This is a genomic window from Neobacillus cucumis, from assembly GCF_023715505.1.
This window is the reverse complement of the sequence record NZ_JAMBOH010000017.1, coordinates 19,772-39,024: the sequence shown is the minus strand read 5'-3', so window position 1 is coordinate 39,024 and position 19,253 is coordinate 19,772. Positions and strand designations below refer to the sequence as shown.

Sequence of the window (19,253 nt, the reverse complement as noted above, 5' to 3'; positions counted from 1 at the left end):
CCATTAGTTTAAAATTAAGTTTTAACCCTTTATTGAACCCACCATTACTCCTTTTTCAAAGTACTTTTGGAAGAAAGGATAAATTATAATTAGCGGCAAACTGGAAATGACAATACTTGAATACTTGACCATTTCAGCAATTTGCTGCAGCTGGGCTGTGTTTTGTGCGTCTTGAATCATGCCAGGTCTAGGCTGCATTTGAACAAGAATTGATCGAAGGACAATTTGTAAAGGCTGTAAATTCTCGCTTTTTAAATAAATCATGGCATCAAAATAAGAATTCCATTGTGCGACAAATTGATATAACACTAATACCGCTATGATTGGTTTACTTAATGGAAGCAGGATTTTAAAGAAAAACTGGATTTCCGATGTACCGTCAACAATAGCGGCTTCTCGTAATTCATTTGGGATGCCTTGAAAGTAGGCTCTTGCTAAAATAATGTTCCATACATTTACAGCACCTGGTAATAAAATGGCCCAAATGGTATCAAGCATATTTAAATTTTTGACTAACAAATACGTTGGGATTAATCCCCCGCCAAAAAACATTGTAATAATAAAGAGAGCCATCATCAGTTTTCGGCCGACAAAATCCTTCCTTGATAATGGATAAGCAGCGAATAACGTGATTGTAACTGAAATAAGCGAAAAAGCAGTGGAGTAAAAAAGTGAATTTCTAAAACCTATTAATAGTGATCCATCTTTAAATACTCGTGAGTATCCCTGAAGTGTCCATTTGGATGGATTAAGGGTAATCCCACTGTTTAACAAAGTTGCTGGATTTGTAAACGATGCCATAATGACATAAATTAATGGGATTAAAATAGCAAATACGATTAAGGTCAAGATAATCCCGTTTGTTGTTAAGATGACTTTATCTGCCCTCGTTTGATGCTTAAACATACCTCTCACCTCCATCAAGTAGATTTATATACCTTCTCCTTCGTTTAACCGTTTGACGATTTGGTTAACGCTGATTAGTAAGATGACATTAATCACGGCGTTGAAAAGCCCAATTGCGGTTGAGTAACCATAATCCCCCATCTGCAAGCCAATTTTATAAACATAGGTAGGCAATATTTCAGATGTAGGAAGGTTCATTGATGTTTGCAATAAATACGCTTTTTCAAACCCCAGGCTCATGATGTTTCCGGCAGCTAAAATAAATTGAATCACCATAATCGGTTTAATCGTTGGCAAATCGATATGACGTATTTGCTGCAATATATTAGCTCCATCTATTTTCGCGGCATCAATTAAGTCTTGGCTTACATTGGAAAGTGATGCTAAATAAACAATCGATGCCCAGCCCGCAAATTGCCAAATATCACTTATAATATAGATCGTCCTGAAATAACTAGGTTCTGTCATGAAGGAGATACTGTCTCCACCCAAAAAAGTGATGAATCGATTAATAGGTCCAACCGGCGATAGGAAAATAAAAACAATCCCGACTACAACAACAACTGAAATAAAATTTGGAGCATATAAGACTAATTGAATATTTTTCTTAATGGCCACTCTTTTAATTCGATGAATCATAAGTGCTAGAATGATAGGTACAGGAAAGCCAATTATTAATCCAAAGGCACTTAATTTTAGGGTGTTCTTTAAGAGATTCATAAAATCTGGTGTGCTCATGAACTTCTCAAAATTTTCCCATCCAATCCACGGACTTCCCATGATTCCTTGTAATGGATTAAAATCTTTGAAGGCAATAATGGCTCCATACATGGGTACGTATTTAAAAATAATAAGCAGGATTAACGCTGGAAGAACAAGGAGATATAATTGATAATTGTTCTTCATATACTTTAAATTCCTCGACATTTTAGTGCCCACTTCTGCTTTCATTACTTCGTTTGGACCATTCTCTACTTTCTGGTATATCTGTTCCACAATTGCTTCCTCCTCTCTGGGGTATTTTCTTCTTCTGGCTTTACTTTAACAAAATGGCTCTTATGAATATTTCAATATTTTTGGTTTAAGGTGTTTAATATTTTCGGCACTTTGAAATCGGTTACAATTTTAACAAATAAAAAAACCTCTAGTTTTGAACTAGAGGATACCTTTTATGGGTTCTGTATTTGTTTTAGACTAGTGTTAATTTTCTCCACGGCTTCCTTTGCAGAAGCCCCTACATCATTTCCACCAAGTCCAACCTCTTCAAATAAGGTCTTTAGGGCATCGCTGATCACAGGATAAGCCGGGGTAACCGGGCGGTTTTTAGAAAATTTTTGTGCTTGTTGTAAAAAGATATTTTTAGGATATTGATTAAATTCAGGAAAGTCTTTCGCAACAGAGTATCTAGCAGGTATATCACCTGTTTCCTCGACATAGATTTTTATCCCTTTATAACTTGTAACATATTTGATAAACTCCCAAGCTTCCTTTGAGTATTTAGTCTTGGAGGAGATACCGAGGGCCCATCCTCCATTTGGAACAACTTGATACTTCTCTTTTGGCAAAGGGGCAACTCCAAAATCTTCACCTAATTTAAATTCAGAACTATTTTCCAGATCCTTCAATGTCCAAGATCCAAGAACAGTCATCGCAAGTTTCCCTGTTATAAATGGGTCTGGCGGTAATTCAAAACCGGCCACTTTATCTTTATAATATAAATCTTGATAAAATTGCAGGGCTTTTAATGCCTCTTTTGAATCCAAATACCGGCTTGCAGTTGTACCATCTGGACTTAGCGCGTCCGCTCCAAACTGCCAAAGGAGAGGCATTTTAAAATAAGCAGGAGACTCGCCATCATTAAAGCCCTGTGCTGGATCAATCCCATACACTCCCTTTTCAGGATGGGTTAGTTTTTTGGCAATCTGCAGCACTTCCTCCCATGTCATTGGTTTATTGGGATCGCCTGATGGAAAAGGTATGCCTGCATTTTTAAAAAGCCGCTTATTATAAAATAATGCAATACTGGATTCAACGAGCGGAGCCAAGTAAATGTCACCCTGAAAACTCATTCCTTTTAATGTGGATTCAGGGATATCCTCAATATGTCCCTCTTTTCTCATATATGAATCGAGTGATAATAATGAACCTGTATTGGCATAAAGAGCCAAGGTCGGGCTGTCAATTGTCAGCACATCCGGAGGGTTTCCAGTGGCAAGCTCGGTTCGCAGTCTTATTTCATAATCACTATAAGGAAATGATTTCATATGAACTTTAATAGCAGGATGAGCTGCTTCGAAAGAAGAAACTAATTTTTCATATGCTTTATTTTCTGCTGCATTTCCATTATTGCGCCAGAAGGTTAGCACGATTGGACTCGTTTTATTTAGTTTTTTAACATTTTCTGTTTTACGGCTAGAGAATGTACCAAGGAAAGATAGCGCATACAAGGAACTACTTATAAGTATAATGGCAAAAATAATCAAAGATAACCATTTTTTCATCTACATTCCCTCACCTTCCTGCTTTAAAAAATTAAACTTATGAATCTAGTGAGTTTCGGAACTCAACAGGGGTTTGTCCAAAATACTTTTTAAAAACGGTACTAAAATACCCTGAGTTAGAAAAGCCAGTCAAGTTTGCCACATCAATGATTTTAAGCTGTTTATCTTTCAGGAACTGCCGGGCCTTCTGTAGTCGTAATTGAACAAGATAATCGCTGAAATTCTGTCCAACAGTATGTTTAAACGTTTCGGATAAATGTGCACTATTGATATGGAAGAGTTCCGATAGCATGGAAAGGGAAATTTCACTTGCGTAATGCTGTTCCAAATATTGCTGAACACTAGCTACGATAACTTTACCGTTCGAAAAACGCGCTACATGGACCTTCTCGATAATTAGCTTCGCTAATTGAAGAAGATGCTCGATTACTTTAGTTTGCGAATTGAGTTCCCAAATGCTTTGCTGACAATTCCACATTACCTTTTGAAAATCGTTTGTTTCCATATTATATTTTCTTGCGAGTGAGCCTAACAAAAACAACACACGATTAGCAGCAAAGGTAAAGGACATAATCGAGAGGTTTCGGTCCCCTTCCAATAAAAAGTATATATTCTCTTTAAATGCCTCGTAATTGACACTCTCAATTCCATTAGTTAACTTTCTTTCAATCTCAGGTGAAAACTCAAATACTTCTTCTTTTACATTCGACCCATCCAATACCTGTGATTGTGAGCCGAGTTGACTTTGACTCCATGCAAGTAAACTAGAGATATAACCTGTCTTAAAATTTGTAATTCCACAAGTCACATTTCCAATTCCAACAACCGTTTCTAATTTCAAGAGTCTCTTAATCGTCTGCTGTATTTCGTTTACTAGCCTTGAAGGACTGTCTCTATTGTCGGAATCGAGAAGCTGTAAAAAGTGAATCATATTTGCATAACTAGGGTCATAAAACGAATACGTTTTGGGATGATCTTTTGCAATTTCCTTACATAACATCTGAAAGGGAAGCCATAGTTCCTTTAATCGATTCGGATTGTATTCTTTCCCTCTAATTTCTACCGTAACAAATTGTACTTCTCCGTCATCATTTACAAGATCTTCTAACTGCAATTGGCGCAATCTCTCTGTTACCTTGTTTAGCTCTAGCCATTCCTCTTTTACAAGGTAGAGTAAATATTGCTCCTGAACTTCTTGAAACTGAGAATGAACAAGCCTGCGCAATCGAGCCGATTCCGCTTGGATCCGCTTCTCTTCTTCCACTTCCTTACGAATCTTACTCAATACCTCTACTAATTCATCAGGGGCAACGGGTTTCAACAAGTAGTCTTTTACCCCTTGTTTCAATGAACCTCTTACATATTCAAAATCAGAATAACCCGATAACACAACTACCCTTACGTTCGGAAATTCTTGCTGACAACGTTTCGCTAATTCAATTCCATCCATAATCGGCATCCTCATATCCGTAATAACCACATCGATATTCAAATCCCGAAGCAATTCAAGCGCTTCTACCCCATTGGACGCCTCACCTGCAATTTGGAATCCTTGTTCTTCCCAGTTCACTTTCATCCGTAAGCCTTTACGAATTTGAATCTCGTCATCTGTGATGATCACCTTCAACATGTCTATCACCCCGATCTGTATTGATGCATAACGTAATCCGTGTGCCTGCATTCCTTTCAGATTCAATCATATACGAGAAATTTGGACCATAGTTAAGCTTCAAGCGACTTAGTACATTCCTTAGTCCAATGCTGCTTCCTTTACTCATGAGGACACTATTTATATCATTCTTCGTCTGGACACTCATTAGATCGGAGATCACTTCTTCAGACATTCCGATCCCCTTATCTTCAATAACAATAAATACTAAATGATTACTTTGCTTGGTTTTAATAAAAATTTCTGCTGACGTTTTTTCGATAAAACTATATTTCACTGCGTTCTCGACGAGAGGCTGTAAAATAAATTTAATAATAGGAAGACTTCTTGTCTCTAAATCTTCTTCAATCTCAATTGATATAGCATCTTCATATCTTAGCTTTAATATTTCAGTGTAACTGCGGATATACTTTAACTCTTCTCCCAAATTTACTACATCACTGTGCGTGTTCAAGGAATATCTCATCATTCGGCCTAAGTGAATACTTACATCCATCACCTGTTTATTTTTTCCTTGCATAGCTAATCCACCAATAATTTCAAGCGTATTATTTAAAAAGTGTGGATTGATTTGTAATAATAAGGCTTTATATTCCGCATCTTTTTGGCGTAAATTTGCCTCATATTCGGTTTCAATTAAATTCTTCAACCGATCAATCGTCTGATTAAAAACGGTTATTAGGTAACCCACTTCATTATTAGCTGATTTTATTGTCGGCATAAAGCGTTTGGCACCGGAAAAATCGCCGCTTTCTATATACCTCATTGCTTTTGCCAACTTACCTAAGGGGCTAACTATATTCGAAGAAATCATGTAAGAAGCTACAATCGTTATTAAAAACACGATCGCACTAGTTAACAGCAGGTTCCGTTGTAAACGTGTGACCTTAGCGAATAATTCAGACTTAGTTACTTCACTAATTAAAATCCAATCGCCTACCCCTAACTTTTGATAAAAAACTAAATATTTTTCTCCATGATCATCCGTTTCGACTAATCCCTTTTGATTTTTATCATCGCTTAATTTAATTAAGGTTTGTTTCAAAACCTTTTTAGGAGTTCGGATCTTTCCAGGCAGGATATTTTCGCCATTATGATTGATCAAATAAGCATGTCCGTTTTTTCCAATCTTGGTTTTATTCAACGATGTTTCAAGCAATTCTGAAGGAAAATTCACCTTAATCATTCCATACGAAACAAATGTATTCATATCGAAGAGGGGTAAAATATAGCTATTAATGTTACCTTGGGTTGGCTGAAATGGATCAATATGCGACTTAATATATTGCTGTTTATTTTGAGAATAGTTTTTAAACCAATCTACTTGATTTAAGTTTGAGATATTTCCCCAGGTCCCTGTGCCATCATTCAAAACAACTGAAATCGACATGCCATTTGAATTGTTTACCATCATCGACGATAACAACATTTTGAGTTGATTCTTCTGTAGAAGTCTCTGTCCATCGGATATATTGGCATTCTTGCTTTCTAGTTTGATCCATTTTTGTGTCGTTTGGTTTACGAGTACCTGATTCCCTAAATCTTTCGCTTGCGTTGTGATGGAATCAATAAAAAGCGAATATTGGTCCATAGCCTCCACTGTCAGTTCCTGTGTCTGTTCCTCAATGATGGATGTAAACCAGCTTGGTATAATAAAGGACAATATAATTAACGGGATTGTTAATAAACAAGTAAATACGATAAATAAACGATTACGTAAGGAAAAAAACATATCATTCCCCCTGAAGGCTTAAGTAAGCCCTTACAGTATTATGCATTTTTTCTAATCTAGTTGTATTATTAATTCAATTTAACATATCCTTTCTCATCATACCATTGTAATTTAATAGCTATATTAGTAGTTTTTCTGCTAATATTTTTTATTAACTGAAAAATAAAAGTGACCCAAAAGGTAACAATCCTTTTGGGTCTACGGAGTAATATTTTAAAATGTATCAAAAAAACAGGTAACAAATTCGCGAATAGAGCTTATTGACGACCGGTTACCTTGAAAATCATTCAAGTAGTCAATAACCAATTTGTGAGTAAAAATGTAATTATATTAATCTATTTCTGTTGTTCACCGTTTTCGATACGACTCTTATTCACTGCAAGCTTTTAAATGCCAAACGTAGCTTTGGAAATCTCCATGTATATTAGCAGGTATACTTAGACCTACATAGGACAGCTCATCCCCGCCAAATACTTCATCAGTTCCGATCACTTGGTATTGTTTCGTATCATCAATTCCCTTTAGCTTTAATACAGTTGTTGGTGCAGCTGGTTCAGCTAATACCCGGAAATAGTAGACAATGGCTTCAGACTTGTCCTTAGTAGTAAAAAGCCAAGCTGTTTCATTTCCTTCGAATGGGCTCTGCAGCCGGTAAAAATCACCAAACTGGATTAATTTACGAATGTCTTTATAGTGCGCAACCTGCTGTTTGACGATTTCTTTTTCATCGTCTGTTATCTTGGTTAAGTCTAGCTCATACCCTAAATTCCCAGACATCGCGACATTACCGCGCATCTCCATTGAAGTGCTCCGATGCACCTGATGGTTCGGCACCGCGGATACATGGGCGCCCATAGTAACAATCGGATAAACAAGACTCGTACCATATTGAATTTTCAAACGTGAGATTGCATCGGTATTATCGGAAGTCCACACCTGCGGCATATAGAAGAGCATCCCTGGGTCAAATCTTCCCCCGCCGCCAGAGCAGCTCTCAAATAAAATATGCGGGAACGAAGTCGTGATTGTTTCCATCACTTTATACAAGCCGAGCATATATCGATGCGCCGTTTCCCTTTGCCTGTCCGCAGGCTGGGCTGCCGAACCAATTTCCGTCATATGGCGGTTCATGTCCCATTTCACATAAGAGATTGGAACAGTTGCTAAAATATCACTAACTCGTTTGGTAATTTCATTGCAAACATCTTCTCTTGAAAAATCGAGAATAAGCTGGTTGCGGCTCTCCGACCGAAGTCGTTCAGGAACATGCAGGCACCAATCTGGATGCTCGCGATAAAGGTCACTATCAACTGAAACCATTTCCGGTTCAAACCAGAGTCCAAACTCCATTCCCATATCCTTTACTTTTGACGCAAGATTATCTAATCCTTCAGGGAGCTTTTGATGATCAATGAACCAATCCCCTAGTGAAGACTTATCATTATCTCGTTTTCCAAACCAGCCATCATCCAAGACGAATAATTCAATCCCTAATTCGCTTCCGGCCTTGGCAATCTCAAGGATCTTCTCAGCATTGAAATCAAAATAAGTTGCTTCCCAGTTATTCACTAGAACCGGCCGCTCTTGATCGCGGTAGCTTCCTCGTACCAAACGGGTACGATAAAGCTCATGGAATGTCCGTGACATACTGCCGAGACCTTCAGCCGAATAGACCATCGCTACTTCCGGTGTTTGGAATACCTCACCCGCTTCAAGCTTCCAGCTGAAATCGAATGGATTAATTCCCATCGTGACACGGGTATTGCTAAATTGATCTACCTCCGCCTGTGCCAAGAAATTTCCGCTATACACAAAGTTAAACGCATAAACCTCGCCTGTATCCTCCGTTGTACCCTTTCTTAATAGAGCAATAAATGGATTATGCTGATGGGAGCTTGCCCCCCTCGTACTTTCAACTGACTGAATTCCATGGCGAAGCGGCTGACGCTCAATATGCCTTTCTTTCACATGGGCACCATGAAGATGTAAAAACTCAAAATCCGCATCTCGAAAATCGACACTCATACTTAATGCACTTAACAGCTTTAATGATTCTTCTCCCTCATTTACGAAGCGGACTGAACGGGTAATCACATTAAACTGTTCGAAAACAGTATAACTTAAGATTACTTTTAAGCCGATAAGTGAATCCTCCATCGTAATTTCGAGCGTTTCCGCCTCATCATCACTCTCCACATACGTTGCAGGCAGACCTGATAAAGGTGCCTTTCCTTTAAAAATGATATGGGATCGGTACTTCAAATCTGTGATTGTTGAGCCATTTTCGAGCTGAATTTGATAGGCCGGCTTCCGAAAATCGGTGTTACCGTACTGTGGATACTCTTGCGGAAGAGTATCCAGGGAGAATGTCCGGTCCTCTTTATGCTGATAAGGATTACCGGAAAAGCCACGGTCTAACGATTGCAGAAAATTGGAATGGCTATACTTTCTAATTTTTCGCCCCCAATAATTGTGGACTAAATAGCCGTCACGGACTATTTCCATAACATAGCTTGTATCCTTTGCCTGCAAGTGAAAGGTTTTATTTTTTGAACTAAAATGAATTCCCATGAATCTCCAACTCCTAAATTGGCTATTTGATAGCTCCCTTTACCACACCGCCGATAACCCACTTTTGTGCGAAGATGTAGACGATAACCATCGGTGATAGAGCTAATAGATATGATGCAAATGCTAAGTTAAAGTCCGTACCAAACTGAGACTGGAAAATATACTGAACTAATGGAAGAGTAGCATCAGCTGGATCGTTTAGAATAATTAATGGAAGCATAAAGTCGTTCCACGCCCATAAGCATGTTAGAATTCCCACTGTAGCATTTATTGGTGTTAACAGCGGAAAAATAACTTTCCAAAAAACTCCCCATGTACTGCAGCCATCGACAATTGCTGCCTCCTCTAGTTCCTTTGGAATCGAACGAATATATCCTGTATAAATAAAGATGTTTAATGCCGCCCCATATACAATGTATAAAAAGATCAGTCCGCCTTGATTATCCATATTGAGTAATGAAGTCTGTTTAACCAGTGGCAGCATAATAATTGGAAACGGGATAAACATAGCACTAACAAAATAGTAATATAGTCCTTTGAAAAATTTCTTGTGCATATTTCTTGCAATGGCATATGCAACCATTGAATTTGTCAAGATGGTAAAAACTACCGTAACCACAGTTATAACCGCACTATTTTTGAAGGCTGCAAAAAAGTTAGTTGCTTCGATGGCCCGGGTGAAATTTTCAAAATGAAGTCCTGTTGGAAGAGAAAAGACCGATTTGGCCATTTCATCCGGTGTTTTTAACGCAATCGAAACCGCAATATACAAAGGGATAAGTATAAATAGAGACCCTAAAGCAATTAATATCGTAACAGGCCAGTTTGTCTTTTGTTTTAACATTACATATCCATCTCCCTTTTTTGGAGAACCTTAATTTGAAAAACAGAGATTACAACAATTACAATAAAGTAGACTACGGAGTTTGCTGATTGGTATGCAAACTCTCCCCCAGTAAATCCACCTTTATAGATTAAAAGGGAAATCGATTCTGTCGCTCTTCCCGGTCCGCCTCCTGTTAAGGCAACAACCTGGTCAAAAACCATTAAGAAGTTCTTCATCGAAAGTACCATATTGATGGTAAAGAATGGGGCGATCATTGGGAAAGTAATTTTCCAAAATTCTTGCCACTTATTCGCTCCATCAAGACTTGATGCCTCATATAATTCAGTTGGAACGGTTTGCAAGCCGGATAAGTATAAAATGACATTAAAGGCACACGCCTGCCAAACCGCAACAATGACGATACCTAACCAGGCAAATTTTTCACTTCCCAAGATATTGGTGGATAAAAAACCAAGGTCCAGTTTGTCTCCTAATTGTGGGAGGACATTAGAAAAAATAAAGTTAAAGATAAAACCAACGATTAGCACACCAAGGACATTAGGCAGGAAATAAGCCGCCCTGAAAAAATTCTTTCCTTTAATCTTGGCATTGAGCCCCATTGCGATTAATAGACTCAATACATTGACAAGAATTGTGGAGACAATCGCAAATTTAAAAGTAAATAAGTAGGAGTTCAAGATATTTCCATCTTTAAATAAGTTCAAATAATTCTTCAAACCGACAAAGTCATACGTAAAACTTAAACCATCCCAATTTGTAAAAGAATAATAAATACCCTGAAGGGCTGGGAAGGTATGGAAAATGAGGAAAAGAAGAAACGCAGGAATCGTCATTAAATAAAAGGGAACGTTTTTAAGTTTAATTTTTGTCTTCTTTTCTTTTGTTTTAGCAGAAGAAATCGTTGGATTTTTCAAGGCAATATCCTCTTTACTCATTGCTTTCACTCCCTATTTTTAAAACTGGAGAAATTGGGTCCCCAATTTCTCCATAATCATTATTTACGGTCTGCTACTTTTTCCCATTCACTATCTAATGTTTTCAAGTACTCTCCAACATTCTTTTTCTGTGTTAACACTTGCAATTGTTTGTCAAGAGCAACAGCTGTTGGTACATAGTGGTCAGGAAAGTCAACGACATTACCCTTGTCAAAGCTTGCTTTTAATCCTTCTAGTTCAGGTGCTTCCTGTACTACACCTCTCTTAGCAGCAAAAGCATTTTGCTCGGTTAGATATGTTTTCATATTTTCATCACTTAATAGAAAATCGATGAACTTCTTGGCTTCTTTTGGATGCTTGCTAGTTGCAGATTGAGCTAGTAGTAAATCGACCCCTGAAACAACCTTTGAATCATTAATTGGGTATGGGAATACACCTAAATCAATATTAGGATTTGCCTTTTTAATTTCAGGAATTGCCCAAATGCCTTGCAGATACATGGCAGATTCACCTTTTGCAAATGCAACGTTCCCATCGTTATATGCTTTACCCAACTGATCCTTATGACCATATTTGAGTAAGGTTAATAGCTTTTCAGTTGCTTCCTTATGTCCTTCTGCAAATGTAGTTTTTCCCTTATCAAGGTCTTTAAAAAAGTCTTCTCCTTGAGTGTTGGCTGCAAGAACATTGTAAGCAGGAAGGGCTGTCCAAGCATCTTTAAAAGTAAAGTAGAATGGAATCTTACCAGCCGCCTTCACTTTTTCTGCAGCAGCGATGAATTCATCCCATGTTGTCGGTACCTCAATACCTAAATCTTTGAAAATAGTTTTATTATAAATAACAGCATCGGCGTTTGCTGCATATGGAATTCCATATACTTTTTCTTGCTTTGAAATATCTTTTAACATGCCAACATACGCAGGCTGTACATCATTTAAAGCACTATCCTTTGAAACATCTTTAAAGGCTCCTGCCTTTGAGATTTCTGCATACGATACATCCCCGCCCATTCCGATGACATCTGGAAGGTCTCGTTTTGCAACACGTGTTTTTAGTACTGTAATAGCATCAGGCGGCTGAGACTGAACGACATCAATGGTTGGATTTTCTTTTTCAAACTTATTAATCAGTTCATCAAACGTACCTTTTGCCTCTGATTTATACTGGAAAAACTCAATTTTCACCTTGCCATTTGAACTACTAGAAGCCTCGTCTTTACTTCCACAGCCTGCTAGAACAGAAAGTGCAATCATACCAGTAGCTACTAATGAGATTGATTTTTTCATAGAAAACCCTCCATAATTTTTAAAATAGTTTAATATTAAAACTAACAAAAGGATTACGCGAGCGGTTCAACAATCCTTAACCGCCCCGAGCACTTTTATTATTTTTTAACGCTTACACTATCACGTAAAACAAGTTCCGTTGGAATGGTCACCTTCAGCGGGATTGTTCTTCCCTTCAAACGATCATATAGCAGCTTTACTGCTGTTTTCCCCATTTCATCTCCATATACTTTTACGGTTGAGAGGGGGGGATTCATAAAGGCCGCTGCCTCGATATCATCAAAACTGAACACCGAAACTTCCTCAGGCACTTTGACGTCGGCCTCATGTAAGGCACGAAGGACACCTAATGCCATTGGATCACTGCCGACTACAATCGCACTTGGCAGTTGAGCGTTTTCAATTAACTGTTTCGTTAATGTGTATCCGCTTGTTGGCCCCCACTCGTCAATTAAGACTTTATCCGGGTTGTACAATCCTTTTTCTTTCATGACTTTTTCAAAGGTCATTTTTCTTGTATCTTCTTTTTCCTTCGACTTTTGGCGGCTTACCCCAAACACCATTCCTCTTCCGCCTAGATAAGCGATGTCCGTATGACCAAGTTCAAGCAAATGATCTAGAACTTTTTGAGTTGCCCCTTCAAAATCTGAAATTACCACATCCACATGTGAATCTTGAGGCAAATAATCCACCGCGACTATATGGTTATTTTCATAGTAAATTTCTTTTAAATCCCCGATATCAACATCTCCCAGAACAATCAGCCCATCCAGTCCGCTCAAGCTTTCTGCTGTAATAGTGCTTTTTCCTACCATCATCGTCGTAGCGATTGTTAGAGAATATTGATTACAGGTACTTTCTACACCAAGGCGAATCGACTGAAAGTACGGATCAATCGTTTCATCATTTAACATGATGACGCCAATATTAAAATTCTCATTAGGTTTATCCGTTTTCCCACTCTTTTTTCGCAATGGTTTATAATTTAACTCATTGACGATTTCAATTACCCGTTTTCTCGTATCATCAGATACGGAAAGTGTGGGATCATTATTTAAGATCCGGGAAACTGTTGCCGTCGATACATTTGCCTGATCGGCAATATCTTTTATCGTTGTCATTTTCTCACCATCAATCTATTTAGTTAACTTAACTAAATTTATATTTTTAATATATCAGAGGATGCGCTTTCATTCAATACTTTTTACTTTATTTTTTAGTAAATTATTTATTTTTATAAAATTTACCTGTAATTTAGTTACATTTGAGTTTTATTAACTAACAAAAATAGAGTTAACATAACTAAAATAACCAGTTACATTAACTCCCGTTTACTATTTATAATCTGCTCATTTCTGAATAATATGTAATTCCCGAAACTCATTGGGTGTTACGCCTTCCACCTTTTTAAATACCTTTCGAAAATACTTGTCGTCCTGGTAACCGACCATGTTGGCAATTTCATAGATTTTTAGCTCACTATTTTTCAATAAAGCTTTAGCTCTATTTATTCGGATTTTAACAATATAATCAGAAATATTAACGTTAAACTCCTGCTTAAATTTCCGCGAAATATATTCCCTGCTTATATAAAAATGGTTTGATATCTCTTGCAGCTTTACATCCCGATCAAAATTAGCCTCCAAATATTTCTCTATCTCATATATGACATTATTGCTTTTCCGAACAGTCTTTCGCTTAATCTTTCTTAGAAAAATAGAAATTTCGCGGATGGTTCGACCAATATAATCCTGCAGCTGGAATGTACCGTTATGATTGAAAAATTGATCAACTCTGTATTCAATATGTTTCGGAATCTTTCCTGTGATATGAAAATGTTCATACCAGCGATTACTGATGACCAGATACTCATTTTCTAGCTGGAGCAGCTGGCCCCATGATAAGTAATGGCCCTCCGTGTAGTCTTTAGCAATTTTACCAATCAATTCCTCAAAAGCCCTAGTTTCCCCTGCTTGAATAGCTAATTCAATTTCAGAAGAATACGCAAATAAATTTTTTAATACCTGCGGTTGAATAACATCTTGACGGTAGACCTTGCTTTTTTCATCAGCTAATATATTACTATTTAATAGAACCTCCTTTGCATGCTGATAAGAATTCATTAATTTGTCCCTTTTATCCACCTCTATCCCAACCGCAATATGACAAGAAACATTTATGACATTCAAAATCGCTTTATAGATACGTTCCAGCAGTTCTTCTATATGAGTAAACTGATTCCAAAAGACAATGACGATTTCACCTTTATTCGCAAGGTAGCGAAAGGCTATTCCACATTCTTTTTCCTGTAAAATTTCATTCATGACGTTCAAGAGTGTAAAATAGGTTAGGTCCCGGTCTCCCCGAAAAGCCTCGATTGCCTTTCTATTGATCCGAACAAGTGCGACGAGATATTTTTGCGCTTTAGAAAAACCAAATTCCTCATACCATTCTTCCTTCAGATTATCACTATTTAATAATTGGGTTAATTTTCGATCCCGGTAAACTGGCTTCATTTCATTTATTAATTGATAGCTGGTCGTTTTACTATTCCGCTCCTCTTCCTCTTTTCTCCACTCCTTCACCACTTTTGCCAGCGTTTGGTTTAATATTTCCGGATCAACCGGCTTTAATAAATAGTCTGAACTACCGGAATGAATGGCTTTACGCATATAGTGGTAATCATCGTAACCAGTCACGACAATCGTTTTACTTGTTGGCTGATTTTCTTTAATCCACTCTAACAGCTGTGTACCATCCATCTTGGGCATTTTCATATCAGAAAAAATGATTTCCGGACGAAGAGTTCGAATAAGCTGGATTGCCTCCTCACCGTTACTGGCCTCATAAATCTCCGTTATCCCATTCTGTTCCCATTCTCCGAGCAGATTAATTCCCTCACGAACGTGTTTTTCATCATCGACGATTAAGACTTTCATGGATGTACCACCTCATTATGAATATCTCTTGGAATAATTATCGTAACAGTAAATCCGCCTTCTTCGCTGCTGTAAACATCCATTTCTACCTGATTACTATAATAAATCCTTAAGCGGTCATAAATATTTTTTAATCCAATACCAGCGCTCTTCTGATTTAAGTCACTCCCGCCGTCGGACAATTCTCGGCGAAGTTGTTCAAGGTCGTGATCATTAACACCAACCCCGTTATCTTTAATAGAAATGCATAAATGATGGTCATGTTCCCCTCTTGCTGCAATCACAATTGTTGCTTTTTCTAACTGCTGATCAAAGCCATGTTTAAAGCAATTTTCAACAATCGGCTGTAAGATCATTTTCGGTACTAATACCTCTTCTACACTTTTTTCAATATTTAATTCAAACTCAAACTGCTCGTCAAATCTTTGCTTTTGTAAATTCAGATAGGATTTAACATGGTTTACCTCTGCTAAAAATGGGACAATATCATCTTTCATATTCATGCTGTAACGCATGATATTCGATAATGAGTTTAATAACGAATACACCTGGACTGCCTTCAATTTTAATGCAAGCGTTCCAATCGACTGAAACGCATTATAAAGAAAATGCGGATTTATTTGTGATTGGAGAACCCTTAACTGGGAAGATTTATTTTCAATCTCTAGTTTATATTCGCGTTCAATTAATTCATTTATTTTTGAAATCATTAATTTAAAATGCCTGCCCAGCATCCCAATTTCATCATTCCCTAATGACTCAAAATCTGCTTCAAACACACCTTTTTCTACTTTTTTCATATTAGCAATTAATACTTTGATTGGAGCAGTGAGTCTCAAAGAGATGAACATGGTAGCAAATAAAACAATAATAAGTGTAATAATTACAATGATTATATTTGTAAATACAGTCTGCCTCGCACCTTGGTAAAGTACATCATAAGGAATTCTTTTAACAATGTACCAGTTTTTAAAAGAATCAGAAAACTTTTGATAGACAATTACGCCCGAAAACTTTTCGTCCTTCCAGTCAAGACTTTTATTCGCCTTTGGTTCTTTCTTTATTTGTTTAAACCAAGCGTCTTTATTAACCTTTCCAATTTCGTCGTTTTTTGAAGAATAAACGACAACCCCATTTTCATTCATTATATATAAGTCTTCAACCCCATCCGTATATAACCTTCCAGAAATATCTCTGATCTTAGAAAGATTAATATCTATAGATACAAAACCTAATATAGTATCTAATGGTACATCTCTTATAATCGTATGGAAACTTAAAACTTGATTTTTCTCGGAATTAGGAATCACCGACAAGTTATTGTAACTATAAATCTCATGAGGCGGTTCAATTACGGAAAAGTCATGAGACCGACTTAAGCGGGCATAGAAAGGATTGGACAAGATATTCTCGTATTTCCCTCTGCCGCTAATTCTTGAGTGATAGTTGGTATATGAATCTTCTCCTTTATTTATATAAAGCAGCATTTGTTCAACTTCCGGCCGGGAATTAAAGGTATAGGCGAGCATCCTCCGCACTTCTTCTTGATTACTGCCTAGGTTATCTGATATACCAACCCTCATTACCGACATAAATGGTGTATATCGATATAAAACAGTCGACATTTGTGCGACATCTTCTAAATAAGTACTTAGCTCTGCTTCCCCTTTAACAATTAAATCATGATTCGTAGAAACAAAACGGTCATTTATTGACTTTGTCGTTTGATAATACGTAATCGTAATCGCTATTCCAAAAGGGAGTATGATGACAGCCATTAAAGTGATAATTAGTTTAGTTCGAATCCCCCATTGCATTAGCTCTTGGGCTAGTCCCTAAGACTTGAACTAGCCTCCCCCCTTTTCTAAGTGATACTAAATTTCCCACCATTTTATCATAAGAAAACATCGTAATACATGGGGTCTATTTTAATATGGCAATTTGGACTGTTCAATATTTTCCACCCTACTGGTCAATGTAAGCCGTTTCATAATTTTTCAAAATCCCTAAAATGGAGTTATGGGAGGTGCAGTCAGTGAATAATCAAAGTGAGTTAAAAAGTTCAGCATTACCTGGCAAAGCCAGCATAAAAATTTCAGAGTCAGCTTCTTTAAACAAAAAGAAGAAGCTAAAAGATGCAGGGTTATTCACCCTATTTGTCGGTCCAGTATTCTTAGCGTTTACTATCATTGTCCTAATTCCTTTCTTTACGGGTATTTATTACGCCTTCACCGATTGGAACGGAATTACAGGTGATATTAAATGGGTCGGTCTTGATAACTTTAAATACCTATTTACTGAGGACAAGCAATTTCAAGATTCCTTTATCCTTACAACTAAATATACCGTTGTAGCGATCGTTTTAACAAATGTGATTGGTTTTGGATTAGCCATTCTAGTGACACAAATGTTAAAAACAAGGAATATATTACGAACCGTTTTCTTCATGCCAAACATGGTGGGCGGTCTTTTACTAGGCTTTATCTGGCAGTTCATTTTTGTAAAAGGTTTTGCCTCACTTGGACAGTTAACACATATTCCTTTTTTCGAATTACCTTGGTTGGGGGATGCTAATACCGCATTCTGGGGAATTGTCATTGTCAGTGTATGGCAAGGCGCAGGCTATATCATGATCATCTATATTGCTGCATTGCAAAATGTTCCACAAGAATTAATTGAAGCAGCTAAAATTGATGGAGCGAACAGGTGGCAGATTCTTCGCCATATTACAATGCCATTAGTAGCTCCAGCCGTTACCGTCTGTTTATTTTTAACAACTGCATCATCCTTTAAGATTTTTGATGCAAACCTGTCGCTAACTGGCGGCGGACCGTTTAAATCGACAGAAATGTTAGCACTTAATATTTATACGGAAGCATTTGTTAACAACCGCTATGGTATCGGTGAAGCAAAGGCATTAATTTTCTTCATTGTGGTTGCCGCAATTACCATCCTTCAAGTAACAATTTCAAAGAAGAGGGAGGTTGAATCATAATGGGAAACAGGTATACAGGAAAAACATTTATTGGTGAAATCTTTGCCATCCTACTTGGTCTTGTCTTTTTAGTCCCATTTTATTATTTGATATCAAACTCTTTAAAACCCTTTGCAGAAATTCTAACGAACACATCTGCTTTACCAAAAACGTTTATGCTCGATAACTATGTGAATGCCTTTGAAAAATTGAACTATCTAAAGGTTTTTACAAATTCTATAATTATCACAGCGATTAGTAACGTTGTTCTGGTTGTTTTTTGTTCGATGGCAGCGTATATGCTTGTTAGAACGAAAAAGAAAATCAGTAATGTAATTTTTATGACTTTCGTTGCAGCCATGATTATTCCGTTTCAATCCATTATGATTCCGCTCATTAAAACGGCCGGTAACTTTGGATTACTTAACAGTATCTGGGGTCTTGTTATCATGTACTTAGGTTTTGGATCTGGAATGACGATCTTTTTATATCACGGGTTCATCAAGGGTATCCCGGTAGAACTTGAAGAGGCAGCCATTATCGATGGATGTACAAGGTTTGGAGTTTTTTGGAGAATTGTTTTTCCGTTATTAAAACCCATCACCGTAACCATTGTCATCCTAAACAGCTTGTGGATATGGAATGACTACTTATTACCATCACTGGTCCTTCAGGATCCAGAATTAAAAACCATTCCATTAGCGACATTCTCCTTCTTTGGTCAGTACACAAAACAATGGGATTTAGCTTTGGCAGGACTTGTTCTTGGTATCATACCATTGTTAATCTTCTTCTTTTCAATGCAGAAACACATTATCAAGGGGATCACGAGCGGATCAATTAAGTAATTTCATCCTAGGGTCAACCCCTGCTGTCAGTAAGATATTGACGGT

At 37.3% G+C, this 19,253-nt stretch carries 14 protein-coding genes; 2 read left to right on the top strand and 12 right to left on the bottom strand.

What is annotated here, in order from left to right; genetic code table 11:
- Positions 1 to 21: 21 nt before the first annotated feature.
- The 12 genes from M3226_RS20970 to M3226_RS20915 form a co-directional block, all read right to left on the bottom strand.
- Complete coding sequence (locus M3226_RS20970; RefSeq protein ID WP_251570309.1) at positions 22 to 906, bottom strand: carbohydrate ABC transporter permease; 885 nt, start codon at positions 904 to 906, stop codon at positions 22 to 24.
- Between the two features lie 24 nt (positions 907 to 930).
- Positions 931 to 1,857, bottom strand: a complete 927-nt coding sequence (locus M3226_RS20965; RefSeq protein WP_308211974.1) for an ABC transporter permease — start codon at positions 1,855 to 1,857, stop codon at positions 931 to 933.
- Between the two features lie 218 nt (positions 1,858 to 2,075).
- Positions 2,076 to 3,407 carry an ABC transporter substrate-binding protein gene (locus M3226_RS20960; protein WP_251570307.1) on the bottom strand — a complete coding sequence of 444 codons (1,332 nt, stop codon included), beginning with the start codon at positions 3,405 to 3,407 and terminating at the stop codon, positions 2,076 to 2,078.
- A gap of 37 nt (positions 3,408 to 3,444) precedes the next feature.
- Positions 3,445 to 5,037 (bottom strand): response regulator transcription factor, encoded by a 1,593-nt coding sequence (locus M3226_RS20955; protein WP_251570305.1) that lies wholly within the window; start codon positions 5,035 to 5,037, stop codon positions 3,445 to 3,447.
- Positions 5,012 to 6,808: a sensor histidine kinase gene (locus tag M3226_RS20950; protein WP_251570258.1), complete on the bottom strand. Its 1,797-nt coding sequence runs from the start codon at positions 6,806 to 6,808 to the stop codon at positions 5,012 to 5,014. Before M3226_RS20950 ends, M3226_RS20955 begins: the two co-directional genes overlap by 26 nt.
- 369 nt (positions 6,809 to 7,177) lie before the next feature.
- Positions 7,178 to 9,379: an alpha-galactosidase gene (locus tag M3226_RS20945; RefSeq protein WP_251570238.1), complete on the bottom strand. Its 2,202-nt coding sequence runs from the start codon at positions 9,377 to 9,379 to the stop codon at positions 7,178 to 7,180.
- A gap of 22 nt (positions 9,380 to 9,401) precedes the next feature.
- The gene (locus tag M3226_RS20940) at positions 9,402 to 10,223 is read right to left on the bottom strand and encodes a carbohydrate ABC transporter permease (RefSeq protein WP_098530831.1); all 822 of its coding nucleotides are present in this window, start codon (positions 10,221 to 10,223) and stop codon (positions 9,402 to 9,404) included.
- Positions 10,223 to 11,059, bottom strand: a complete 837-nt coding sequence (locus M3226_RS20935) for a carbohydrate ABC transporter permease (RefSeq protein ID WP_251570442.1) — start codon at positions 11,057 to 11,059, stop codon at positions 10,223 to 10,225. The genes M3226_RS20940 and M3226_RS20935 overlap by 1 nt, the downstream gene beginning before the upstream one ends.
- Before the next feature lie 161 nt (positions 11,060 to 11,220).
- The gene (locus tag M3226_RS20930) at positions 11,221 to 12,447 is read right to left on the bottom strand and encodes an ABC transporter substrate-binding protein (RefSeq protein ID WP_251570214.1); all 1,227 of its coding nucleotides are present in this window, start codon (positions 12,445 to 12,447) and stop codon (positions 11,221 to 11,223) included.
- A 98-nt stretch (positions 12,448 to 12,545) separates the two neighbouring features.
- Entirely contained in the window at positions 12,546 to 13,568 is a 1,023-nt protein-coding gene (locus M3226_RS20925) for a LacI family DNA-binding transcriptional regulator (RefSeq protein ID WP_251570198.1), read from the bottom strand.
- A 228-nt stretch (positions 13,569 to 13,796) separates the two neighbouring features.
- On the bottom strand, positions 13,797 to 15,386 hold the full coding sequence (locus M3226_RS20920) for a response regulator transcription factor (protein WP_251570189.1): 1,590 nt from the start codon (positions 15,384 to 15,386) through the stop codon (positions 13,797 to 13,799).
- Complete coding sequence (locus tag M3226_RS20915; protein WP_251570170.1) at positions 15,383 to 17,203, bottom strand: sensor histidine kinase; 1,821 nt, start codon at positions 17,201 to 17,203, stop codon at positions 15,383 to 15,385. The genes M3226_RS20920 and M3226_RS20915 overlap by 4 nt, the downstream gene beginning before the upstream one ends.
- Positions 17,204 to 17,478: 275 nt before the next feature.
- Between M3226_RS20915 and M3226_RS20910 the strand changes: the two genes are divergently transcribed.
- Positions 17,479 to 18,381: a carbohydrate ABC transporter permease gene (locus M3226_RS20910; protein WP_374110658.1), complete on the top strand. Its 903-nt coding sequence runs from the start codon at positions 17,479 to 17,481 to the stop codon at positions 18,379 to 18,381.
- Positions 18,381 to 19,208 (top strand): carbohydrate ABC transporter permease, encoded by an 828-nt coding sequence (locus M3226_RS20905; RefSeq protein ID WP_144563373.1) that lies wholly within the window; start codon positions 18,381 to 18,383, stop codon positions 19,206 to 19,208. Before M3226_RS20910 ends, M3226_RS20905 begins: the two co-directional genes overlap by 1 nt.
- The last annotated feature ends 45 nt before the right edge of the window (positions 19,209 to 19,253 follow it).